Origin of the sequence: Curtobacterium sp. BNK-1 (assembly GCF_048685235.1) — a bacterium.
Taxonomy (GTDB): domain Bacteria; phylum Pseudomonadota; class Gammaproteobacteria; order Enterobacterales; family Enterobacteriaceae; genus Pantoea; species Pantoea agglomerans.
This window is the reverse complement of sequence record NZ_JBLQTJ010000001.1, coordinates 152,868-175,519: the sequence shown is the minus strand read 5'-3', so window position 1 is coordinate 175,519 and position 22,652 is coordinate 152,868. Positions and strand designations below refer to the sequence as shown.

Here is a 22,652-nt window from a genome sequence, read left to right as displayed (position 1 = left end):
GGAAGAGAAAATGCAACAGGCAACCCACCCGATTGAAACCTGCTACGGCCCGGTCAGCGCTGACGTTATGGCGCGCGCCAGCAGGATTCGTCTGCTGATCTGCGATGTCGATGGCGTGATGTCCGACGGAGTGATCTACATGGGGAATAATGGCGAAGAGCTGAAGGCATTCAACGTGCGGGACGGTTACGGCGTTCGCTGTTTGCTGACCTCCGATGTGGAAGTGGCTATTATTACCGGCCGCAATGCCCGCCTGATGGAAGATCGCTGCAAAACGCTCGGCATCCGTCATCTTTATCAGGGACAATCGGATAAGCTTTTGGCCTATCGTGAACTTCTGGATAAACTGTCTCTTTCCGACGACCAGGTCGCCTACATTGGTGACGATCTGATCGACTGGCCGGTTATGGCGAAAGTGGGTTTGAGCGTGGCGGTGGCGGATGCACATCCGATCCTGTTGCCGCGCGCGCATTATGTCACGCGGATTGCCGGTGGACGCGGTGCAGTTCGCGAAGTATGTGACCTGATCTTAATGTCGCAGAACAAATTTGAGGATGCCAAAGGGCAATCAGTATGAGTAAAAGCAGGCGTTGGATAACGCTGATTCTGACCTTGATTGCACTGGTTTTGATCGGCTGGAATCTTACTAACCAGGATGACGATGGCACGCCAGTCGGGACGGACAGTCAGTCACCGACCTACACCAGTGCTGATTCACACACTGTGGTTTATAACCCGCAGGGCGCGCTGTCATATAAACTGGTCTCTGACAAAGTGACCTATTTCTCGGATGATGAACTGAGCTGGTTCGACAATCCGGTCATGACCACCTTTGATGAGAACAAAATCCCTACCTGGACGTTACGCGCGGATAAAGCAAAGCTCACCAAAGATCGTATGCTTTACCTGTATGGCCATGTTGAGCTGAATACGCTGACGCAGGATTCTCAGCTTGAGCGGATCAAAACCGATAACGCCCAGATTAATCTTGTCACTCAGGACGTTACCTCTGATGACCAGGTGACATTGTATGGCCGCAGTTTTAACTCCACCGGCATGAAAATGCGCGGCAATTTACGGACAAAAAACGCCGAGTTAATCGAGAAGGTCAAAACCTCTTATGAAATTCAAAATGAACAAAAATAGCCTGAAGCTTTTACTGGCCAGCATGCTGCTGGCAACCAGCGTTCCGGCGCTGGCTCTGACCGGTGACTCGGACAAGCCCGTCAATATTGACTCGCAGAATCAGGCGCTGGATTTGCAAGGCAATGTCGCGACCTTTACCGGCAATGTCATCGTGACGCAGGGCTCAATTAAAATTACGGCAGATAAAGTCGTGGTGACCCGTCCGGGCGGCGACAGCAAGAAAACCATCGTTGACGCCTACGGTAATCCCGCCACCTTCTATCAGATGCAGGACAGCGGTAAGCCGGTACAGGGTCATGCCGCAAAACTGCACTATGAACTGGCTAACGATTTCGTTGAACTGACCGGCAATGCGTTCATTGAGCAGCAGGACAGCAACATCAAAGGCGATCGTATTACCTACCTGGTGAAAGAGCAGAAAATGCAGGCTTTCAGTCAGGGTCAGAACAAGCGCGTCACGACTGTACTGGTGCCGTCGCAACTTCAGGACAAAGGTTCGTCCAACAGCGGAAAGAAGAGTAACTGATAGCTATGGCCACATTAATCGCAGAAAACCTGGCGAAGGCATATAAAGGCCGTCGCGTGGTAGAAGATGTCAGCCTGCAGGTAAAATCCGGCGAGATTGTCGGCCTGCTGGGCCCGAACGGTGCCGGTAAAACCACCACCTTTTACATGGTAGTGGGCATTGTGCCGCGTGACGCTGGCCGCATTATTATTGATGATGAAGATATCAGCATCCTGCCGCTGCATGCCCGTGCGCGTCGTGGCATCGGCTATCTGCCGCAGGAGGCATCGATCTTCCGTCGCCTCAGCGTCTACGATAACCTGATGGCGGTCTTGCAGATCCGTGACGATCTGACCGAAGAGCAACGCCAGGATCGTGCCCGTGAGCTGATGGAAGAGTTTCACATTGAGCACCTGCGCGACAGCATGGGCCAGGCACTTTCGGGTGGTGAGCGACGTCGTGTTGAGATTGCACGGGCGCTGGCGGCTAATCCTAAATTTATCCTGCTGGATGAACCTTTTGCCGGTGTTGACCCCATCTCCGTTATCGACATTAAGAAGATCATTGAGCATCTGCGTGACAGCGGCCTCGGTGTGCTGATTACCGACCATAACGTACGTGAAACGTTAGCGGTCTGTGAGCGGGCTTATATCGTCAGCCAGGGGCACCTGATCGCACACGGCACACCGAATGAAATTCTTGCGGATGAGCAGGTTAAGCGGGTTTATTTGGGTGAAGAGTTCAGACTCTGATAAGGTGTCGTTAATACCGATGTTTACCTGGGAACGATCATCCTGTCTATGAAGCAAGGTTTACAACTCAGGTTCAGCCAACAGCTGGCAATGACTCCGCAATTGCAACAGGCGATTCGCCTGCTGCAACTCTCTACGCTTGAACTCCAGCAGGAGCTTCAGCTTGCGCTGGAAAGTAATCCGCTGCTTGAGCAGACTGACCTGCATGAAGAGATCGATTCACGGGAGTCTTCAGAGGCCGAGGCGCTGGATACACGCGAAGCGCTTGAGCAGAAAGAGATGCCTGATGAACTGCCGCTGGATGCGACCTGGGATGAGATCTACACCGCGGGTACGCCTTCCGGCACCGGCACCGATTACCAGGATGATGAGTTACCGGTTTATCAGGGCGAAACAACCCAGTCGCTGCAGGATTATCTGATGTGGCAGGTCGGCCTGACGCCGTTCAGCGATACCGACCGCGCCATTGCCACCTCTATTGTCGATGCTATTGATGACACCGGGTATCTCACCGTTTCGCTTGAGGAGATCCTTGACAGCATCGGCGATGATGAGCTCGAAGCGGATGAAGTTGAAGCGGTGCTGAAACGCATCCAGCGCTTTGACCCGATTGGTGTTGGCGCGCGCGACCTGCGTGACTGCCTGCTTGTGCAGCTTTCACAATATGCGCCCGAAACGCCGATGCTGGCAGAGGCGCGCCTGATCGTCAGCGAACATCTCGATCTGCTGGCAAACCACGATTTCCGCAGCCTGATGCGGGTCACACGCCTCAAAGAAGAGGTGCTGAAAGAGGCGATGCTGCTGATTCAGTCGCTGGACCCGCGTCCGGGTCAGTCGATCAACACCGGCGAACCAGAATATGTCATTCCCGATGTGCTGGTGCGTAAGATCGGCAGCCGCTGGACGGTTGAACTCAATGCCGATAGCGTGCCACGCCTGAAGATCAATCAGCACTATGCGGCAATGAGCGGCGCGACGCGGAACGACAGCGACAGCCAGTTCATTCGCAGTAATCTGCAGGAAGCCCGCTGGCTGATTAAGAGCCTGGAAAGCCGCAATGATACCCTGCTGAAAGTGACGCGCTGTATTGTTGAGCAGCAGCAGGCCTTTTTCGAGCAGGGTGAAGAATTTATGCGCCCGATGGTGCTGGCGGATATCGCCCAGGCCGTTGAGATGCACGAATCGACCATCTCCCGCGTTACCACGCAGAAGTATCTGCACAGCCCGCGTGGCATTTTTGAACTGAAGTACTTTTTCTCCAGTCACGTGAATACCGAAGGTGGCGGTGAAGCCTCCTCTACCGCGATTCGTGCCCTGGTGAAAAAATTAATTTCGGCGGAAAATCCAGCCAAACCCTTGAGCGACAGTAAACTGACCTCCATGTTATCTGATCAGGGGATCATGGTGGCACGGCGTACCGTCGCCAAATATCGTGAGTCTTTATCCATCCCGCCATCGAACCAGCGTAAACAACTGGTTTGAAAGAAATGAGAAGGAAGACCTATGCAGCTGAACCTGACCGGGCAACACGTTGAAATCACTCCACCTCTGCGTGAATTCGTCAACGGTAAATTTGCCAAACTGGAACACTATTTTGAACATATCAATCAGGTCTATATTGTCCTGAAGGTTGAGAAAGTCACGCAGGTGGCTGACGCAACACTACACGTGAATGGTGGCGAGCTGCACGCCACATCCGAAGCGGAAGATATGTATGCGGCCATTGACGGACTGATCGATAAGCTCACCCGTCAGCTGACCAAACACAAAGATAAACTGAAAAAACACTAACCTTCACGCTAGCGACGCGCGCCTGGCGCGCAGAGCCGACAGGATGGGGCGGATAATCCGCCCCGTTTTGTCATCTGAGCAGGCGCCGTTTGTCACACGCGTCAATACGCGCTGGCGGTGAATGGCCTGGTGAACACGCAAGTGAAACGATAATGAACAACGATCTCACACTGGAATTGAGCACAGTGCTTTCGCCAGACTGCACCCGCAGCGGCGTCCACTGCCAGAGCAAAAAACGTGCGCTGGAAATCATCAGCGAACTGGCCGCTAAGCAGCTCAACCTGCCGCACCAGACGCTTTTCGAAGCGATCCTGACCCGCGAACGCATGGGCAGTACCGGTATTGGTAACGGGATAGCCATCCCGCACGGCAAGCTGGAAGAGGATACGCTGCGCGCGGTTGGGGTGTTTATCAGCCTCGAACAGCCGATTGCGTTTGATGCCGTCGACAACCAGCCGGTCGATCTGTTGTTTGCCTTACTGGTCCCGGCTGACCAGTGCAAAACACATCTGCACACCCTGTCACTGGTGGCAAAGCGTCTGGCAGATAAAACGGTTTGCCGTCGTCTGCGCGCAGCGCAGAGTGATGAAGAGCTCTATGCCATTATTACGGAAGTCCAGTCGGAGCAGTAACGCGTCTTTACCGGCCCGGTGCCGGTTTTAAAACGGGAGAGAAGGTCATGGTGCTGATGATCGTTAGCGGTCGTTCAGGCTCGGGGAAGTCAGTGGCGCTCCGTGCGCTGGAAGATATGGGGTTCTACTGCGTTGATAACCTGCCGGTCGTGCTGCTGCCTGAGTTAGCTAACTCGCTGGCTGAGCGCAATATTTCGGCGGCGGTCAGCATCGACGTGCGTAATATGCCCGAATCCCCTGAAATTTTTGAAACCGCACTGAATAATCTGCCTGATACATTTTCCCCTCAGCTGCTGTTTCTCGACGCCGATCGCAACACCCTGATTCGTCGTTACAGCGATACGCGCCGTCTGCATCCCCTCTCCAGCAAAAACCTCTCGCTGGAGAGCGCGATTGATGAAGAGAGCGATCTGCTGGAGCCACTTCGTTCACGTGCCGATCTGATCATCGACACCTCAGAGATGTCGGTGCATGAGCTGGCAGAGATGCTGCGTACCCGCCTGCTGGGCAAGCGTGAACGTGAGCTGACCATGGTGTTTGAGTCGTTTGGCTTCAAGCATGGCATTCCGATTGACGCTGACTATGTATTTGACGTGCGCTTTCTGCCCAACCCCCACTGGGATCCCAAACTGCGCCCGATGACCGGCCTCGATCGTCCTGTGGCGGCCTTCCTTGATCGCCACACTGAAGTGCATAATTTTATCTACCAGACGCGCAGCTACCTTGAACTCTGGCTGCCGATGCTGGAGACCAATAACCGTAGCTATCTTACCGTGGCGATTGGCTGCACCGGCGGTAAACACCGCTCAGTCTATATTGCAGAACAGCTGGCAGATTACTTCCGTTCACGGGGTAAGAATGTGCAGTCACGCCATCGTACCCTGGAAAAGCGCAAATCATGACCGTCAGACAAACTGTAGAAATTAAAAATAAGCTGGGCATGCATGCACGTCCGGCGATGAAGTTATTTGAGCTGGTGCAGAGCTTTGATGCCGAAGTATTACTGCGTAATGAAGCGGGCACTGAAGCCGAAGCCAGCAGCGTGATTGCGCTGCTGATGCTCGACTCGGCAAAAGGCGGCCACATTGAGATTGAAGCCAGCGGCCCGGAGGAGATCCCGGCGCTGGCAGCGGTCATTGAGTTATTTGAAGCAGGTTTCGATGAAGATTAACGCTTAATCAAGCTGATTACGCTGCAGGAAGCCTTCCCCGCCAAGCTGGCGCATCTGACGCAGTATCCACTGCTGCCGCTCTCTGACATAGCCTGAGGGTGCAGCAGCACGATAACGTATCGGATTAGGCAGCACCGCTGCCAGTAAGGCGGCATCTGCTGCGGTCAGCCGGCTGGCAGGCTTATGGAAATAACGCTGAGAAGCCGCCTCAACGCCAAAGATGCCGGGCCCGAACTCCGCAATATTGAGATAGACGGTTAAAATACGCCGCTTCGTCCAGACCGTTTCAATTCCTACCGTCAGACCCGCTTCCAGACCTTTACGCACCCAGCTGCGACCATCCCAGAGGAACAGATTCTTCGCCGTCTGTTGAGACAGCGTGGACGCCCCACGCATCCGGCTATCGCTGTTATCCAGTACAGACTCAATCGCCGCCACATCAAAGCCCCAATGGGTGGGAAACTTTTGATCTTCTGAGGCGATAACGGCCAGCCCCATCCAGGGCGAAATCTCGTCATGGCCGACCCAGTCTGAATGGGCGACATAACTAAAATCACCGCGTAACCAGGCTCCAATCTGTCGTTCAGCCATCACCGCTGAGAACGGCACGGGTAAGAACGAAAAGAGTAAAATGCCCGCCAGCCATATTCCCAGCCACACCAGTACGATACGACCAACAATACGTCTGATACGCTGTCCGACGCTTCCTTTATGCTTGTTCATGCAATCTTCCCACACTTGTTTCAGACGTTAATCAATCACTCATGTAATCACTGCTAAAAAAGCAGCCTTTTTACGATTATCGCTGAAAACTGACAGGCTGTTTCCAGACTTTATTCAATCATTTTGCATCAACATGCTGCAACAGTTCGAAATAGTTCAAGTACTTCCGCAAAAAAGGAATCGGTTCCATTCATTGCCATTGCTTAGCATCTTTCCAGATAAACACTTAATAATGAGTAATAAGCGCCCGCATGAATCATTTACTATGCTTAACTGTTATTATTTTCTTAATCCTGCCGCGCCCAAAGGTTAATCAGAATTATCGTTATAACGGATAAATAAGCAGCGCTTAATGGCGTCACGGGTTGCCAGAATGGCACTATTTCCTTCCAGTAATAACCCTGATAGCAGAACGACAGAAGGACAAACTTTTAGATTCTTTTTTATCATTCCAAATCGTTTTGGATAATTCGTGTCATTTCAGGCAGCGCGCTTGCAATATCAGCGCGTTAGCCTCACTCAAAAGGCAAATGTTAACGGCGGCTCACTTTGGTGCTGCTCAGCCTCAGTTTCCCTGCCCGGCAGCATTAAAACTACACGAAAAAGCGTAAAACTGATTAAAATAGCAGCAACACAGCACAGAAATTAATTCCTTACTTGACTGTGTTGCCAAATTAATGTTTTCTGTATTTAAACGCTGCTCAATATCACAAATTTTAATGAATCTTGTCGCATGAGAAGATGAATTTGCTAAGGTGATGACAGTGTTAACCAATACCCTGCGGCTGCATTAATTATTCAAATCATAGCGGCCGCAATGATTTCCCTGGTGTTGGCGCAGTATTTCGCGCACCCCGGCCTCGGCTGGGGTCATTTTTTTCCGGGGTATCACTTATCCTGCTCTGCCACCCAGTCGCGTAATACCTGCACATCGTGTCGCCATTCATGCTTCAGCTCATCAATCCATTCACCCACATTGTCCCACCACGCCGGTAACTCCGGACTCTGAATCTGTTTCGCCAGCATCTGCAAACGCTGCAGCCCGACCGAACCCGCCGCCCCTTTGATTTTGTGTCCCTCTTCAGCAATGCCTTTCTGATCGCGCGCCATCAGATTCGACTCCAGCACCGCAAGGTAGTCCGGCATCATCTTTTCAAACATCGTCAGGCTTTGGGTAATCAGGCTGGGACCAACCAGCTCGATATACTGTTCGAGCATCGCGACATCCAGCAGCATCCGGGTTTTGTCATCGCTGACATCAGCGATCTCCTCTTCCGGTTCTGCCTGATAATCCCAGTACTTTTTAATCATCGCAGTGAGTGCCGGCACTGCCAGCGGTTTGCTGAGCACGTCATCCATTCCCGCGTCGAAGTACTCTTTTTTGTCTTTGAGAACATTGGCGGTAAGAGCAACCAGCGGGGGCAGATGCGTTCCCTGGTACTGCTGGCGAATCGCACGTGAGACATCCAGCCCGGTCATATCGGGCAGCTGAATGTCCAGCAGCACCAGGTCAAACTCCAGCGGGTCAAACATCGCCAGCGCCTCACTGCCGGTCATGGCGACTTCCACACTGCAGCCCAGCTTCTCCAGTACCGAGCGCGCGACAATCACATTAAGCTCAATATCTTCAACCAGCAGCACGTGCAGCGCAGGCAGTGGCAGGCTGTCGTCCACGCCTTCATCCTCCACCTCTTCAGCAATGCGTGGCGCTTTAATCTCTACGGTGAAGCAGGAACCCTGTCCCGGCGCACTGTGCACGCGGATATCACCGCCCATCGCCTGCGCCAGGCGGCGTGATACTGCCAGTCCGATGCCGGTACCGGTAGCCGGTTTACCGCCATGCTGATCTTTGACCTGATAATACATAGCGAAGATCTTGTCCTGCTCCTCCTGACGGATACCCATGCCGGAGTCCTGCACCTCAAAGCGCAGCGTCTCGTCCTGCTCATAGGTTACCCGCACCACAATCTCGCCCTGCTGGGTGAACTTCACGGCGTTACCAATCAGGTTCCACAGAATCTGGCGCAGACGCGTTCCATCCGTCGAAATCATATGCGGCAGGGGCAGTTGCGGCGCGAGCACAAACTTCAGCCCTTTCGGCTGTGCCAGCAGACCAGAGAGGTTTTCTAAATCGGCCAGGAAACCGGTGAAGTCGAGCGGCTGATTATCCAGCTGTACTTTACGGCGCTCGATTTTGTCCACCTCAATCACATCATTGAAGATGTTGCCCAGCGTGATGGCGGAGACGTGGATGGTTTTGAGATATTTCAGCTGTTCCTGATTAAGGTCGGTGTCCAGCAGGATGCGGCTCAGGCCGACAATGCCATTAAGCGGCGTACGAAGCTCGTGGCTGATCGTAGAGATAAAGGTGGTCTTCTCCCGGCTGGCGTTCTCTAACGCGTCCTGATAGCGCTTACGTTCGGTTATATCGCGGCCAAAGCCCATCAATCCGCTGCGCTTACCCACGCGGTCGTAGTAAGGCACTTTACGGATCTCGAAACAGGCTTTGCGTCCGTCGGGATATTGCAGCCACTGTTCATAGGTCAGCGAGACGTTGTGGCGGAATACCTTTTCGTCCGTTTCCAGCACCTTAGTGGCCGCTTCATCATCATAGATATCGCGCGGCGTCAGGCCAATCAGCTGCTTTTCGCTTTTGCCGGTCAGCAGCTCCATTGCACGGTTGCAGCCGGAGAACTGTTTATCGATGTTGCGATAGAACACCAGGTCAGGCGAGGCATCCAGGAAGGAGCGCAGGAAGGAGGATTGCTGTTCCAGCTCAATCTGTGCCTGCTCACGACGCGTTACCTCTTCACGCAGCTTATCCATCACCTGTTCGCGTGCCAGCTCCGCCTTTTTACGATCGCTGATCTCCTGATTCAGCTGCGTAATGGTCTCTTTCATCTGCTGATTGAGTTCCAGATCGCGGGTACGCATCTCTTCCAGCTTATCCACCAGCCGTGCCAGGCGTTGCCGTGACTCCTCCAGCTGATCGACCACCACCGAGAGGAAATAGACCGCCCAGGGCGTGATCAGCAGCCCGAAGAAGACCGAACGCACCACGTCAATACTCTCGACATGGCCCCGCAGTACCATCGTGACCGCCATCTGGACAATCATCGCCAGCACCACCAGCGCAGACGCCAGCAGCAGCGAGAACCTCACCAGTCCAAGCTTCACCATTAAATCAACGTAGTACTGCGCCAACAGACGAATTTGTTTCATAACAACTCCCTGGAAGAGAAACAGCCTCATAATAGCGCAGTTAACCCGCTGCCGTCGCAGCACGTCGCGTGGAGATAAGGGATCAAATGCGCTTTTATGGTGCAGCAGCCTCGCCGATCGGCGACGTTAAGGACAAAGCGGTTAAAACCCTTGACTGACTGTGCCAAATGAATAATCTGTAAGGCCGCCAGCGAATCACCGATTTCTCTGTACGGCCTTTTTTCAATATCCTGGCAGCGTCCTGTTGCACAGGCACACCCTTTTATATGCATAGCCATTCATCTTTAATGCTGTTTTAAGCATGCCCATGCTGATTAATTTTTCTTATAACCAACCGCGGTTTCATTCAAATAACCGGACATAAGAAAAACAGATACATGCTATGCATCATGGGTGCTGAACAGCATTTAATGCTGCCTAACACCCTGTCACCAGCATGGTGCAGAGATCTGACGCCTGCACTACAGTGAGTCAGTTCACATTTATCGGCCTGTCGCCAGGCACCAGAGTGATACATTTTAAACCTGAAAAATCACTAAATTCATACACTTAAGCAGATAAAACGCCTGATAATCCCGTCTGACCGCCCTATTTGACCTGATTACGCTTTCCCGATAAGTTGGAAATCCGCTGAAAGCTTTCCAGACGGGCCATTGTCTCGGCATATCTATGCAACAAGAAGACTCCCGCGTGGTTTAAGTCATCTCCTTTAAGAGACCGGAAATCAGAGAGCAGCTCAATTAAGGACGTTTTACCGATGTCTGGAGAGAAATGCTCAGGGCTATGACGCGCGCTCGACAGAGCATGGCGATGAAAATGATAGCGCCCCCGTTGCGCTCAGACCCTGAAACAGTGCAGGTAATGTCAAAGCAGTTTAAGGAGACCCTCAATGTCCACTAAAAAACCTCAATCCTATGGCTTGTATGATCCGACAGCAGGCAGTGACAGCTGTGGTGTAGGTTTCATTACGCGTAAGGACGGCGAGCAGACCCACGAGATTCTGCAGATGGCGCACAGCGCCCTGTGTACGGTGCCTCACCGCGGCGGCATGTCAGCGGAAGGCGTTGGCGACGGCGCGGGGGTCAACGTTGATCTTTCGCTGCAATTCTTCCGCAAAATTACCGGCCAGCCGCTGGAAGCGGGACGCTTTGGTGTCGGTAACTTCTTTGTGCCGAAAGATGCTGAGCTGCGCGCGAATGCCGAACGTCTGGTGGATGAAACCCTCAGCAGCTTTGGTCTGCCGGTACTCATGAAGCGTGACATGCCGCTCGACAGCAGCGTAACGCGCCCGGCAGCCGCGCAGTTCCAGTTACCGATTCTGCAGTGGATTTTCACTGCGCCACAGGATGTGGTTGATCAGAACGACTTCGAAAAACGCATCTACCGTGCCCTGTTAACCATTGAAGCCCGTGCCTTTACCGAAAGTGAATTTGGCGGTCTCTATCCGCTGTCGCTGTCGTCACGCACGCAGGTGTTCAAAGCCCGCCTGAATTCCAATGAAGTGATCCCTTACTTCAAAGATCTGACCGATCCCGATCATCAGGTGCGCGGGCTGTTTTTCCATACCCGCTTCTCCACTAACACCGATCCCCATACCACGATGGCGCAGCCGTTCCGCCTGATGGCGCACAACGGCGAGCTGAACACTGACCGTAAAAACCGCATCGCTGAGTCCGCGCTGGCACTGGCCCGTGGCAAGACCATCGTGCGGCCTAAAGGCCAGTCCGACAGTTCGCGCCTGGATCAGAGCATCCACAGCCGTCTGATGGAAGATGACCTCGATCTGATCACCGCCGTGGTGTCGATGATGCCGCCCGCCTGGGAAAACGACAGCGCGCTGTCGCCAGAAGTGCGTGACATGCTGGAGTACTTCTCGCTGTATGAAGAGAAGAACGACGGCCCTGCTGCCTTAATCTTTGGTAATGGCGAAGTAATTGGCGCCCGTCTTGATCGTCTGGGTCTGCGTCCCCTGCGTTCAGTAGAAACCGCTGACTATATCGGTGCGATGTCGGAAGCCGGCCAGATCGCCTTCCCACCTGAAAGCGTGTTGCGTCGTGGGCGTATCGAAGCGGGCGGTATGCTCTATTTCGATCACCGTGAAAAACGCAGCTATACCACGCTGCAGGCGCTGGAAAAACTGGCTGCAGAGAAAGATTATTCGGCGTTGCTGCGTGAAGCGCGCGTCGGTCTTGACGATCTGCCCGAGATCCCGGCAGAACAACAGGGTTCACCGCTGCGTTATCGTGGCGATCTGAAAACGTATCAGCGCTTTGTTGCCTACTACTACAACCAGGAAAGCTTCAAGTTCATGATGGATCCGATGCTGAATACCGGCGCAGAGAAGATCTCCGCGATGGGTTACGGCAACGCCATCAACGGCTTATCCGATCATGAAGGCGGTATGGCGCACTACTTCTCTCAGCGCTTTGCGCAGGTCACCAACCCGCCGCTGGACTCAATCCGCGAAGTGGATGGCATGACGTTGCGTGTCGCGCTGGGGGCAAAACCCCATCTGGGCCGCAGCAAAGGCCGTCAGATTGTGGTGCCGACCCCGATTCTCAGCCACCTCGATATGCTGCGTTTACGCGAGCAGACCATCGCACCTTATGCCCGCTTTGAGATGCTCTATGAGCCGGTGATCGGCAAAGATCTGCTGAGCACCACCGCGAACGCGAATGCCCTGGAAAAGGCGATTGATGACCTGGCGCAACAGGTGGTTGATTTTGCCCGTACCCAAGGTGGCATCGCCGTACTTACCGATCGCCATATCTCTTCAAAGCACGCCGCGATCCCGATGCTGCTGGTGGTTTCCGCCATCAACCAGCGCCTGATAAAGGAAGGGTTGCGTCTGGATGTTTCTCTGGTGGTTGAAAGCGGCCAGAGCATCTCGTCGCACCACATTGCCGCCACACTTGGCTTTGGGGCGTCAGCTATCTATCCGCTGGGCGTACAGATGCGCGCAGAGGAGAAATTTGGTGAAGGTGAAGAAGGTAACAAAGCCTTTAAGCGCTATGCCAAAGCGGCTGAAAAAGCACTGATGAAAACCATGGGCAAAGTGGGCCTCTGTACCGTTGAGAGCTACAGCAGCGGCGAGTTCTTTGAGCCTAACTTCCTCAACACCGATGATCCGGTGCTGAAAAAGTATTTCCCGAATATCAAAACGCCGGTGGGCGGCGCAGGCTTCGCGACGATCGCGCAGATGGCCGTTGACTGGCACCAGAGTGCACTGAAGATTCAGGGCGAATCTGAAGTTCCGTTGCTGGGCCTGTTCAAAGAGCGTGCAGAAGGCGCAGGTCACTCCTACGGCACCATCGCCGTGCGGACCTTTATCGATATGACCGAAGAGCCGATTCGCTTTGCCGACAAAGCGCGCGAAGAGGACAACTTCATCCGCCTGATGACGCTGGCTAAACTGGATAATGCGTTTGGCATCAAGCCAGAGACCTTTAAAGACAGCAGCTTTGAGCGCATCCCGGATGAGGTGATTAATAATTTCGCGATTACTGCTGATTACCGTCAGTTCTCAAGCCTGATGTATGAAGAGCGTAAACGTCGCCCGGCGGCCCTGCGCGACATCCTGACATTCCCGGCTGACCTGACCCACATCGACAGCGAAGCGGAGTTCCGCCGCAAGCTGGGACGCTACTCGCTGACCAACAATGGCTTTGCCATTCGTGGCATGGAGTGTGAAGCGGTAGATGGCAGCCTGAATCACTTTATGCTGCGTCTGACCGATGCGATTGAAGGACTGAAGCCTGAGAGCGAACGCCTGCAGAACCTGTCTCGCGCCCTGAAATCCCGCTTCGGTGACGATATCGAAAGCAGCGAAGTGGTGACTGGCGGTCTGAAAGTGACCGCTTACGGTAAAGCGGCCGATTATCTGTCACGTATCTTCACCACCCTGCCCTCACTGCCGCTGAGCGAAGTGCAGCCAGCCTGTGAAATTACCCGTACCTTTGCCTCCGGGGCGATGAGCCACGGTGCGCTGGTGGCTCCCGCTCATGAAGCGGTCGCGCACGGCACCAATATGGTCGGCGGCATGAGTAACTGCGGTGAAGGCGGCGAGCATTACTCCCGTCACGGCACCATTCGTGCCTCACGCATCAAACAGCTGGCTTCGGGTCGTTTTGGCGTCTGGGCTGCCTATCTGGCAGATCCGATGCTGGAAGAGCTGGAGATCAAAATTGGTCAGGGTGCGAAACCTGGCGAAGGCGGCCAGCTACCGGCGGCCAAAGTTACCGTCGAGATTGCTGCCGCGCGTGGCGGTACGCCTGGCGTCGAGCTGGTCTCACCGCCGCCGCATCACGACACCTATTCCATCGAAGATCTGGCGCAGTTGATCCACGACTGCAAAGCCGCGCGGGTGCGGGTTATCGTCAAGCTGGTCTCGTCTGAAGGGATCGGCACCATCGCGGTCGGCGTGGCCAAAGCCGGTGCAGACGTGATTAACGTTGCGGGTAACACCGGCGGTACCGGCGCTGCGTCGGTGACCAGCCTGAAATATACCGGACGCGTGGCTGAAATCGGCATCGCTGAAGTCCACCAGGCGCTGTGCGCCAACGGCCTGCGTGAGAAAGTGCTGCTGCGCTGCTCTGGCGCACAGCAGACCGGCAGCGACGTGGTGAAATCTGCGCTGCTGGGCGGCGACAGCTTTGAGTTCGGTACGACGGCGCTGATGATGCTGAAATGCGTGATGGCGAAGAACTGTAACGTTAAGTGCCCGGCTGGCTTAACCACGAATGCCGAAGCGTTTGATGGCGATCCGCGTCAGCTGGCGCAGTATTTCCTCAACGTGGCGCATGAAGTGCGTGAAATCCTGGCGCGTATGGGCCTGCGCTCCCTGCGTGAGGCACGCGGTCGCTCTGACCTGTTGCACCTGATGGATCACCCGCTGGAAGTGGGCAAGCTCGACTTACGCGCCATGCTTACCGTGGTGCCTGAGCTGAAAATCGACAAGCCGGTTTATCTGGAAAAAGATTTTGAGCTGGATGATGTCTGGATTGAGCAACTGAAGCTGTCGCTGGTGGATCAGGGAAATCCTGACGTCACTCTGGGCAACAACATCGTGCTGAATAACCGAAACAAAAGTGTCGGCGGCCAGCTGGCCATCGATATTGAGCGGATGCTGAACCATCAGCTGAGTTCTGAGCTGCTGCAGGCGATGCCTGCCGTAATGACTGACGATCGCGGTCGTCGCTATCTGGCCCCTGAGAGCGTAAAAATTTCCACCACCGGTTCTGCCGGTCAGTCGTTTGGTGCCTTCTGCAACGATGGCATGCAGCTGACCCATTACGGCACCTGTAACGACGGTGTCGGCAAAGGACAGTGTGGCGGCGAACTGATCGTGATGTCGCCTGGTGGCGGCGCGCAGGATGCCGATGGCAACGTGCTGATTGGTAACTTTGCGCTGTTTGGCGCGACCGGCGGACGTCTGTTCGTGCAGGGCCAGGCCGGTGACCGTTTCGCGGTGCGTAACTCCGGTGCCACCGCCGTGGTAGAAGGCGTCGGTGACTTCTGCTGCGAATATATGACCAACGGCGCCATCCTCAACCTGGGCACCTTCGGTAAAGGATTTGGCAACGGCATGAGCGGCGGCTTCGCCTACCAGTACGACCCCTATGGATCGCTGGCCAGCCATGCTGCCGGTGATTCGGTGCAGTTCGGCTCGATTGCCGATCAGGATGAGATGGCCCAAGTGCATAAGCAGGCGGTGCTGACCATGCTGAACTGGCATCTGGAGGCGACCAAATCACCGCGTGCCGCCTGGCTGCTGGAGAACTGGGAAACGGAGTGTCACCACTTTGTTTACGTGATGCCGCGCTCGCTGCTGCTCTATCAGGATGGCGGCGAGATTCTGAAAGCCAAGAGCCGCAAAGATCTGCTCGAAGAGCTGTCGACGGCGCTGGCAGGCCATCAGGTGGCGAAGTTTAAAGCCGCATGGCGTCAGGGTAAAACCATCGCCAACGGTGCCGTACCAGCTTATGGCGCGACCGATACGCTGGAGATGTTTGTCCTGCTCAACAACTACACCGTGCTGAGTTTTGCCCAGCAGCTGGCGCTGGGCAAATTACCGAAAGGCACCCCGGTTGAAGATGCGGCAGTTGAAAAAGCGGTCCGTAATCTGTTGATGACGGAAGACTTTTCGCTGATAAGCAAGCTGCAGCGTCATGCCCGTTCCGCTATCGAGAGCTACAGCGATGATGAACTGGCGAGTCTGATTGGAACCAAACGCATGTCAGATTACAAAGCGGCGCTGACGCAACGTAACATCCGCTCCATGGACAGTCTGGCAACCTACGGCTGGATCATGTACCAGGATGCCTGTAACCGGGAAGTGCTGGGCCACCTGCCTGACTTTGAAGAGCTGTTTGCACGTGCGGCATTGCCGGAAATCGCCGCTGCGGTGGGTAAACTCTCCTGACAGTGATACTGATCAGGCTGAACTGAATATTATTAATTGATCATTGCCCGGATTAATCGTTGTACCGGACAGATGCAGCACCGCTCTCCCCTGTCGCACACGCTGCGGCGCGGGAAAGCGGAACCGCTTTCACACCGGACAATGCCACTGATGACGGGCGAGAACGGGATTGAGTAAAAGTACCCATGAAAATTCCTTATATTCCAGAAGATGCACCTTTTAATGGCGATCAGAAGTACTGGCTGGCTGGCTTTCTTGCGGGTCTGCACTCCCGTTTGCTGGTATTAGAAGACAAGCAGCAACCCGCCGCGGGCACAGGCGCAGCCGCGACGACGCAACTGCACATTCTTTATGGCTCACAGACCGGCAATGCTGAAGCACTGGCGCAGACCGCAGCGAAGTCTGCGCGCGCTAAAGGTCTGGTGCCGGTGGTTCAGGCGCTGGGCGATGTCGATCTCGACGTATTTGCCACCATGCGCCATGTACTGATCGTCACCTCGACCTATGGCGAAGGTGAAATGCCGGACAACGCGCAGCTGTTCTGGGACGCGATCTCTGCCAGTACCGCACCGCGTCTGGAGCAGATGCATTTCGCCGTGCTGGCGATTGGCGATACCGGCTACGATGGCTTCTGTCAGGCGGGTAAATTCATTGATATGCGTCTTGAGCAGTTGGGCGCGAAACGCGTGGTTGATCGTATCGATTGTGATATCGATTTTGAGGAGCCTTCCAGCGAGTGGCTGAACAGCTCAATGCCACAGTTTGCCGCCAGCGCGGGCAGCAGCGGCACCGTGCTGGAAAGCGCGCCTGAAGCGCCAGTCATTCCAGGCAGCAACAAATCCAATCCATACGCCGCCGCGCTGATCACCAACAAGCGTTTGTCAGGCGAGCAGTCAGCCAAAGATATTCGTCATTTCGAGTTCGACCTGTCTGACAGCGGCCTGAAGTATGAAGCGGGCGATGCGCTGGGCGTAATTCCGGTCAACGAGCCGTCGCTGGTCAGCCTGCTGCTGACCCAGCTTAACGCGGACTACGAGACGCCGGTGCCCGGCTTTGATCGCAGCCTTGGCGACCTGCTGACCTATCAGTTTGAGATCTCAGAGCCGTCACGCAAGTTAATCGAATGGGTCGGGCAGAACACCACCAACCAGGAGCTGCGTCATGTGTTACAGCATGATGATAAAGATGCGCTGGGCGTGTGGCTGTGGGGCAAAGATACCCTTGACCTGCTGCAGCTTGAACTGACGCGCACGCTGGCGGTACCCGAGTTTGTCGCGCTGCTGCGTCCGCTGCAGCATCGCGCTTACTCAATTTCATCCAGCTCTAAAGCCCATCCTGACCAGGTGCATCTGACCGTTGCCTCGGTGCGTTATCACAGTGGCGGCCGTAATCGCGGTGGCGTCTGCTCAACCTATCTGGCCGAGCGTGTGCGTCGTGGTGAAAAGCCCGCCATCTTTATCTCACCCAATAAATCGTTCCGCGTGCCTGCCAACAACAGCGCACCGCTGATCATGGTGGGACCAGGTACCGGTATCGCGCCATTCCGTGCCTTCCTGCAGGAGCGCCAGGCAACCGGCGCGCAGGGGAAAAACTGGCTGTTCTTCGGCGATCAGCATCAGGAACATGACTTTATCTATCAGGATGAATTACTTGCCTGGCGCGATAATGGCTTGCTGACGCGTCTGGATCTGGCGTTCTCACGCGATCAGGAGAAGAAAATCTACGTGCAGAGCCGGATGCTTGAACAGGGCGCTGAGTTGTATGCCTGGCTGCAGGAAGGGGCTTACTTCTATGTCTGTGGCGATGCATCGCGTATGGCGAAGGATGTGGATAATGCGCTGTATGAAGTGGTTCGCCAGTTTGGTGGCCTCTCCACCGAGCGCGCTGCTGACTATGTCGATCAGCTGAAGAAAGAGAAGCGCTACCTGCGCGACGTCTATTGATCGCGATGGTCTGCTGAAAAAATCCGGCTTGCGCAGGCAGCCGGATTTTTTTATGGCCGACAGGCAAAAAAATACCCGTCGGATGGACGGGTATTCGCTGTTATGTCACTGCTATTTCACTACGCGCAGTGAAGGTCGTCCACCACGTGGCGGTGGATCGTCATCAGGCGGTGTCTCGTCATCGCTGGCATCGTCAGGACGATCACCATCAATCACCGACATCATAGTCTCTTCCTGACCCTCTGACGCCTCATGCGTGCCCAGCTCGTAAGCCGGTTCCGGTTCAAACATCGTCCCGGCGCCATTTTCACGCGCATAGATTGCCAGAATCGCCGCCATCGGCACGTTAACCTGGCGAGGAACGCCACCAAAGCGGGCGTTGAACGACACCTGATCGTTTGCCAGATCGAGGTTACCGACAGCACGTGGCGCAATGTTCAGGACTATCTGACCATCGCGCGCATACTCCAGCGGCACCTGCACACCCGGCAGATTTATGTCGACCACCAGATGCGGCGTCAGCTGATTGTCGAGCAACCAGTCATAAAAGGCGCGCAGCAGATAGGGACGACGTGCAGTAAGTTGCGACATTTCCATACGTTAAGCCCGGGCTTGCAGCCGCATTTCACGTTCAGCTTCAGTTAATGAAGCGAGGAAGGAGTCACGCTCAAATACGCGATTCATGTAACCTTTCAGCTCTTTTGAACCTGAGCCGATCAAATCGATACCCATTGACGGCAGACGCCATAACAGCGGAGCCAGATAGCAATCAACCAGGCTGAACTCTTCGCTCATGAAATAAGGCGTACGGCCAAACAGTGGCGCGATAGCCAGCAGCTCTTCACGCAGTTGCTTGCGTGCCGCTTCCGCTTCCTGACCGCTGCTGTTCTCTACTTTCCTCATCAGGCTATACCAGTCCTGCTCGATGCGGTGCATCATCAGGCGGCTATCACCACGGGCAACCGGATAAACCGGCATCAGTGGCGGATGCGGGAAGCGCTCATCTAAATATTCCATGATGATGCGTGATTCATACAGCGTCAGCTCACGATCTACCAGCGTCGGTACCGTGCGATACGGATTGAGGTCAATCAGATCCTGCGGCAGGTTATCCATTTCGACCTGCTCGATCTCTACGCTGACACCCTTCTCCGCCAGGACGATACGTACCTGATGGCTGAAAATGTCAGTAGGACCAGAAAACAGCGTCATTACCGAACGTTTGTTGGCAGCGACAGCCATGAAAACCTCCAAGTTTGTTCACAAAAAGATACTGCGAATAGCCAACCACACGGCGACTCACTTGCTTATCGAACTCGCACGCAACCTGGTTAGCTGCGTCACAGATACTGACGCCCCGACAGTGGGGAGGCGCATAACGCACCGGCCTGCGGGCGCAAAGTGACACAGAGTTTACCAGATTTTAGGCTGCTTGTGGGCGTGGAATGAATCTTTGCAGGTAAATTGAGCGCGGCGTTACGGTTTTCGCGGACAGTTTATGGGAAGGCAGAAAATAAAAAACCCGCCGAAGCGGGTTTTTTGAGCCAATTGCCGCAGCCGGAGCTGCAAACAATTAACGCTTGGAGAACTGAGGACGACGACGTGCTTTACGCAGGCCGACTTTCTTACGTTCAACCTGACGCGCATCACGCGTTACGAAGCCAGCTTTACGCAGCTCGCCACGCAGTGATTCGTCGTATTCCATCAGAGCGCGGGTGATACCGTGACGGATCGCACCAGCCTGACCAGAAATACCGCCACCTTTAACAGTGACATAGAGATCGAATTTACCAACCAGGTCCAGCAGCTCAAGCGGCTGACGAACTACCATGCGGGCAGTTTCGCGACCGAAGTACTGTTCCAGAGAACGTTGGTTAATTACGATGTTACCGCTACCCGGCTTAATGAATACGCGAGCGGTAGAGCTTTTGCGGCGACCAGTGCCGTAGTTTTGAGTTTCAGCCATTGCCTTTAATCCCGATTAAATGTCAAGAACTTGCGGTTGCTGTGCCGCATGGGTGTGCTCGTTGCCTGCGTAAACTTTCAGTTTACGGTACATAGCACGACCCAGCGGGCCCTTCGGCAGCATGCCTTTAACCGCGATCTCAATCACACGCTCAGGACGGCGAGCAATCATCTCTTCAAAGGTCGCCTGTTTGATACCACCGATGTGGCCAGTGTGGTGATAGTAGATCTTGTCAGTACGCTTGTTGCCGGTTACAGCAACTTTTTCTGCGTTCAGAACGATGATGTAATCACCCGTATCAACGTGCGGAGTGTATTCCGCTTTATGCTTACCACGCAGACGGCGCGCCAGTTCAGTCGCCAGGCGACCCAAAGTTTTGCCCGTTGCGTCAACTACAAACCAGTCACGTTGGACGGTTTCTGGTTTAGCTGTAAAAGTTTTCATCGAAAAGCTTACCCAAATTAAGTTACACGTTGGTGAAATCCCAAACGCTTAAGTAAACGAATGAGGCTCACACGACCATTTTGACCAGCAAGCCACCCCTTCGGATAGAGTTACTGGAACACAGAGGATTTGGGAAAAAAATCCTTTGCTGTAACGTGGGGTCGCAAGATTATAGAGAAGTCGGTTACAAAAATCGAACCCTATTTCGGTATTTATCCCGATTATTCTCACGGCAGGTGCGGTAAACGCAGATACTCTTCGCTCTGCATCTCCTGAAGTCGCGATAAACAGCGCTGGTATTCAAACTTCAGCCGCGTGCCCTGATAAATCTCGGTCAGTGACGTTTCTGCCGCGACCACCAGCTTCACATGCCGTTCATAGAACTCATCGACCAGTGCCAGGAAACGCCGTGCCTGATCTTCGGTTTTGTAGATCATCACCGGCACGTCATACAGCAGCACACTGTGAAAACGGCGCGACAGCGCAATATAGTCATGCTGGCTGCGCCCTTCGCCACACAGGGTGGTGAAATTAATCGCCAGCACGCCCTCGCTGACGCCCAGCGTCGGCATCTGGCGGTGATTAATTTCCAGAACCGGCGCATCTTCAGGCTGGCTGCCCGACAGCGCTTTAAACATCCGCGCCATTTCAGCGTGCGTCTCTTTGTTCAGCGGAGAGTTCCACAGGTGCGCCGAGGTCAGCGTGCGTAACCGGTAGTCGATACCGGCATCCACATTCATCACATCACAATGACGTTTGATCTGCTCGATGGCAGGCAGGAAGCGCGCGCGCTGCAGACCATTACGATAGAGATCATCAGGCGGAATGTTCGAGGTGGCCACCAGCGCAATGCCGCGTTCAAACAGCGCCTCCATCAGCGTGCCCAGCAGCATCGCATCGGTGATATCGGAGACAAAAAATTCATCAAAACAGAGGATGTCCGTTTCCGCTTTGAATCTGTCCGCAATAATCAGTAACGGATCGCTCTGCCCCTGAAGCTGCGTCAGCTCTTCATGCACCCGCAGCATAAAGCGGTGGAAGTGCAGACGCAGTTTGCGATCGCCAGGAATAGACTGAAAAAAGAGATCCATGACCCAGGTCTTACCGCGACCGACACCGCCCCACATATAGAGTCCACGTACCGGTTGTGGCGTCTCGTTTTTCTCTTTACCGATCAATTTTGACAGGCGACCCAGCAGGCCGGATGTGGCAGGCGCGGCGGATTGTTGCCGGGCAACCAGCGCCTGCTGCAGCGCGTCTAAACGGGTAATCGCTTCACGTTGTACGTCATCGGGCCTGAATTCGCCCTGCGACAGCGCCTGTTCATAGCGTGCAAGCGGAGTTGAGGTTTGCATTGTTGTTTCAAAGTCCCTGAATGGTGTCTGATTCATACCACGGTTGCTGAAAAAAAGGCCGTTCTACACTAAGCCATGCTGCTCCAGAGTTCCACATCCATAAGATTAACGGGTATAGTGACTATTATTGAAATGGTGCAATGCCCTACGGAACAATGGAAATAACACGGGAGTCATTATGACCTGGGAATACGGGCTAATTGGTTTAGTGGTTGGTATTATTGTCGGCGCAGTCGCCATGCGTTTTGGCAACAAAAAGCTGCGTGAGCAGCGCAGCATGCAGTACGAGCTGGAAAAATCGAAAGCGGAGCTGGCGGATTATCGCGAAGAGCTGACCAATCACTTCGCGCAGAGCGCGGAGCTGCTGGACAACATGGCGCGTGATTATCGTCAGCTCTATCAGCACATGGCAAAAGGCTCAAATGACCTGCTGCCGAATCTGCCTGGCCAGAAAAATCCGTTTGCCTATCAGCTGACTGAAGCCGAAGCGGACAACGATCAGGTGCCGGTGCAGATGCCGCGCGACTATTCTGAAGGCGCATCCGGTTTACTGCGTGGCGAGCGCCCTGCCCGCGACTAAT

The 22,652-nt window shown here is 54.4% G+C and carries 19 protein-coding genes; 12 read left to right on the top strand and 7 right to left on the bottom strand.

Annotated features, from left to right (window positions below; all coding sequences use genetic code 11):
- Positions 1-10: 10 nt before the first annotated feature.
- The 9 genes from kdsC (at position 11) to npr (ending at position 5,997) form a co-directional block, all read left to right on the top strand.
- A complete protein-coding gene (gene kdsC, locus ACMGGP_RS00785) occupies positions 11-577 on the top strand; it encodes a 3-deoxy-manno-octulosonate-8-phosphatase KdsC (RefSeq protein ID WP_307618549.1) in 567 nt (188 codons plus the stop codon).
- Positions 574-1,146 carry an LPS export ABC transporter periplasmic protein LptC gene (lptC, locus tag ACMGGP_RS00780; RefSeq protein WP_010251907.1) on the top strand — a complete coding sequence of 191 codons (573 nt, stop codon included), beginning with the start codon at positions 574-576 and terminating at the stop codon, positions 1,144-1,146. The genes kdsC and lptC overlap by 4 nt, the downstream gene beginning before the upstream one ends.
- The gene (gene lptA / locus ACMGGP_RS00775) at positions 1,133-1,672 is read left to right on the top strand and encodes a lipopolysaccharide ABC transporter substrate-binding protein LptA (protein WP_250488956.1); all 540 of its coding nucleotides are present in this window, start codon (positions 1,133-1,135) and stop codon (positions 1,670-1,672) included. Before lptC ends, lptA begins: the two co-directional genes overlap by 14 nt.
- 5 nt (positions 1,673-1,677) lie before the next feature.
- Positions 1,678-2,403 carry an LPS export ABC transporter ATP-binding protein gene (gene lptB / locus ACMGGP_RS00770; RefSeq protein WP_003851107.1) on the top strand — a complete coding sequence of 242 codons (726 nt, stop codon included), beginning with the start codon at positions 1,678-1,680 and terminating at the stop codon, positions 2,401-2,403.
- Positions 2,404-2,451: 48 nt separating this feature from the next.
- Positions 2,452-3,885, top strand: a complete 1,434-nt coding sequence (gene rpoN, locus ACMGGP_RS00765; RefSeq protein ID WP_010251911.1) for an RNA polymerase factor sigma-54 — start codon at positions 2,452-2,454, stop codon at positions 3,883-3,885.
- A 21-nt stretch (positions 3,886-3,906) separates the two neighbouring features.
- On the top strand, positions 3,907-4,194 hold the full coding sequence (gene hpf, locus ACMGGP_RS00760) for a ribosome hibernation promoting factor (RefSeq protein ID WP_010251913.1): 288 nt from the start codon (positions 3,907-3,909) through the stop codon (positions 4,192-4,194).
- A gap of 152 nt (positions 4,195-4,346) precedes the next feature.
- Positions 4,347-4,826 carry a PTS IIA-like nitrogen regulatory protein PtsN gene (gene ptsN, locus ACMGGP_RS00755; protein ID WP_010251916.1) on the top strand — a complete coding sequence of 160 codons (480 nt, stop codon included), beginning with the start codon at positions 4,347-4,349 and terminating at the stop codon, positions 4,824-4,826.
- A 47-nt stretch (positions 4,827-4,873) separates the two neighbouring features.
- Positions 4,874-5,728 (top strand): RNase adapter RapZ, encoded by an 855-nt coding sequence (gene rapZ, locus ACMGGP_RS00750; RefSeq protein WP_010251920.1) that lies wholly within the window; start codon positions 4,874-4,876, stop codon positions 5,726-5,728.
- Complete coding sequence (npr, locus tag ACMGGP_RS00745; protein ID WP_010251923.1) at positions 5,725-5,997, top strand: PTS phosphocarrier protein NPr; 273 nt, start codon at positions 5,725-5,727, stop codon at positions 5,995-5,997. The genes rapZ and npr overlap by 4 nt, the downstream gene beginning before the upstream one ends.
- Positions 5,998-6,000: 3 nt before the next feature.
- On the opposite strand, the gene mtgA is transcribed toward npr, so the two are convergent.
- Together mtgA and arcB are read right to left on the bottom strand one after the other, a co-directional pair.
- Positions 6,001-6,720 (bottom strand): monofunctional biosynthetic peptidoglycan transglycosylase, encoded by a 720-nt coding sequence (gene mtgA, locus ACMGGP_RS00740; protein ID WP_010251926.1) that lies wholly within the window; start codon positions 6,718-6,720, stop codon positions 6,001-6,003.
- An 888-nt stretch (positions 6,721-7,608) separates the two neighbouring features.
- Positions 7,609-9,942: an aerobic respiration two-component sensor histidine kinase ArcB gene (arcB, locus tag ACMGGP_RS00735; RefSeq protein ID WP_010251930.1), complete on the bottom strand. Its 2,334-nt coding sequence runs from the start codon at positions 9,940-9,942 to the stop codon at positions 7,609-7,611.
- 889 nt (positions 9,943-10,831) lie between these two features.
- On the opposite strand from arcB, the gene ACMGGP_RS00730 reads away from it, so the two are divergent.
- Together ACMGGP_RS00730 and ACMGGP_RS00725 are read left to right on the top strand one after the other, a co-directional pair.
- The gene (locus ACMGGP_RS00730; protein WP_341576106.1) at positions 10,832-16,363 is read left to right on the top strand and encodes a glutamate synthase-related protein; all 5,532 of its coding nucleotides are present in this window, start codon (positions 10,832-10,834) and stop codon (positions 16,361-16,363) included.
- A 185-nt stretch (positions 16,364-16,548) separates the two neighbouring features.
- The gene (locus ACMGGP_RS00725; protein WP_031592002.1) at positions 16,549-18,306 is read left to right on the top strand and encodes a sulfite reductase subunit alpha; all 1,758 of its coding nucleotides are present in this window, start codon (positions 16,549-16,551) and stop codon (positions 18,304-18,306) included.
- 111 nt (positions 18,307-18,417) lie between these two features.
- Here ACMGGP_RS00725 and sspB read toward each other — a convergent pair whose 3' ends face one another.
- The 5 genes from sspB to zapE form a co-directional block, all read right to left on the bottom strand.
- The gene (gene sspB / locus ACMGGP_RS00720; protein WP_250488959.1) at positions 18,418-18,897 is read right to left on the bottom strand and encodes a ClpXP protease specificity-enhancing factor; all 480 of its coding nucleotides are present in this window, start codon (positions 18,895-18,897) and stop codon (positions 18,418-18,420) included.
- Positions 18,898-18,906: 9 nt separating this feature from the next.
- On the bottom strand, positions 18,907-19,548 hold the full coding sequence (sspA, locus tag ACMGGP_RS00715; RefSeq protein WP_009092481.1) for a stringent starvation protein SspA: 642 nt from the start codon (positions 19,546-19,548) through the stop codon (positions 18,907-18,909).
- A 331-nt stretch (positions 19,549-19,879) separates the two neighbouring features.
- Positions 19,880-20,272 carry a 30S ribosomal protein S9 gene (gene rpsI / locus ACMGGP_RS00710; RefSeq protein WP_008925401.1) on the bottom strand — a complete coding sequence of 131 codons (393 nt, stop codon included), beginning with the start codon at positions 20,270-20,272 and terminating at the stop codon, positions 19,880-19,882.
- A 15-nt stretch (positions 20,273-20,287) separates the two neighbouring features.
- Complete coding sequence (rplM, locus tag ACMGGP_RS00705) at positions 20,288-20,716, bottom strand: 50S ribosomal protein L13 (protein ID WP_008925400.1); 429 nt, start codon at positions 20,714-20,716, stop codon at positions 20,288-20,290.
- 227 nt (positions 20,717-20,943) lie between these two features.
- Positions 20,944-22,071 (bottom strand): cell division protein ZapE, encoded by a 1,128-nt coding sequence (gene zapE / locus ACMGGP_RS00700; RefSeq protein ID WP_022625259.1) that lies wholly within the window; start codon positions 22,069-22,071, stop codon positions 20,944-20,946.
- Between the two features lie 178 nt (positions 22,072-22,249).
- Between zapE and zapG the strand changes: the two genes are divergently transcribed.
- Positions 22,250-22,651, top strand: coding sequence for a Z-ring associated protein ZapG (gene zapG / locus ACMGGP_RS00695; protein WP_003848291.1), 402 nt, complete (start codon positions 22,250-22,252; stop codon positions 22,649-22,651).
- The last annotated feature ends 1 nt before the right edge of the window (position 22,652 follow it).

Bases quoted from the DNA above. Each gene is read 5' to 3' on its own strand.
- kdsC (WP_307618549.1), top strand. From the start codon at position 11: ATGCAACAGGCAACCCACCCGATTGAAACCTGCTACGGCCCGGTCAGC.
- lptC (WP_010251907.1), top strand. From the start codon at position 574: ATGAGTAAAAGCAGGCGTTGGATAACGCTGATTCTGACCTTGATTGCA.
- lptA (WP_250488956.1), top strand. From the start codon at position 1,133: ATGAACAAAAATAGCCTGAAGCTTTTACTGGCCAGCATGCTGCTGGCA.
- lptB (WP_003851107.1), top strand. From the start codon at position 1,678: ATGGCCACATTAATCGCAGAAAACCTGGCGAAGGCATATAAAGGCCGT.
- rpoN (WP_010251911.1), top strand. From the start codon at position 2,452: ATGAAGCAAGGTTTACAACTCAGGTTCAGCCAACAGCTGGCAATGACT.
- hpf (WP_010251913.1), top strand. From the start codon at position 3,907: ATGCAGCTGAACCTGACCGGGCAACACGTTGAAATCACTCCACCTCTG.
- ptsN (WP_010251916.1), top strand. From the start codon at position 4,347: ATGAACAACGATCTCACACTGGAATTGAGCACAGTGCTTTCGCCAGAC.
- rapZ (WP_010251920.1), top strand. From the start codon at position 4,874: ATGGTGCTGATGATCGTTAGCGGTCGTTCAGGCTCGGGGAAGTCAGTG.
- npr (WP_010251923.1), top strand. From the start codon at position 5,725: ATGACCGTCAGACAAACTGTAGAAATTAAAAATAAGCTGGGCATGCAT.
- mtgA (WP_010251926.1), bottom strand. From the start codon at position 6,720: ATGAACAAGCATAAAGGAAGCGTCGGACAGCGTATCAGACGTATTGTT.
- arcB (WP_010251930.1), bottom strand. From the start codon at position 9,942: ATGAAACAAATTCGTCTGTTGGCGCAGTACTACGTTGATTTAATGGTG.
- ACMGGP_RS00730 (WP_341576106.1), top strand. From the start codon at position 10,832: ATGTCCACTAAAAAACCTCAATCCTATGGCTTGTATGATCCGACAGCA.
- ACMGGP_RS00725 (WP_031592002.1), top strand. From the start codon at position 16,549: ATGAAAATTCCTTATATTCCAGAAGATGCACCTTTTAATGGCGATCAG.
- sspB (WP_250488959.1), bottom strand. From the start codon at position 18,897: ATGTCGCAACTTACTGCACGTCGTCCCTATCTGCTGCGCGCCTTTTAT.
- sspA (WP_009092481.1), bottom strand. From the start codon at position 19,548: ATGGCTGTCGCTGCCAACAAACGTTCGGTAATGACGCTGTTTTCTGGT.
- rpsI (WP_008925401.1), bottom strand. From the start codon at position 20,272: ATGGCTGAAACTCAAAACTACGGCACTGGTCGCCGCAAAAGCTCTACC.
- rplM (WP_008925400.1), bottom strand. From the start codon at position 20,716: ATGAAAACTTTTACAGCTAAACCAGAAACCGTCCAACGTGACTGGTTT.
- zapE (WP_022625259.1), bottom strand. From the start codon at position 22,071: ATGCAAACCTCAACTCCGCTTGCACGCTATGAACAGGCGCTGTCGCAG.
- zapG (WP_003848291.1), top strand. From the start codon at position 22,250: ATGACCTGGGAATACGGGCTAATTGGTTTAGTGGTTGGTATTATTGTC.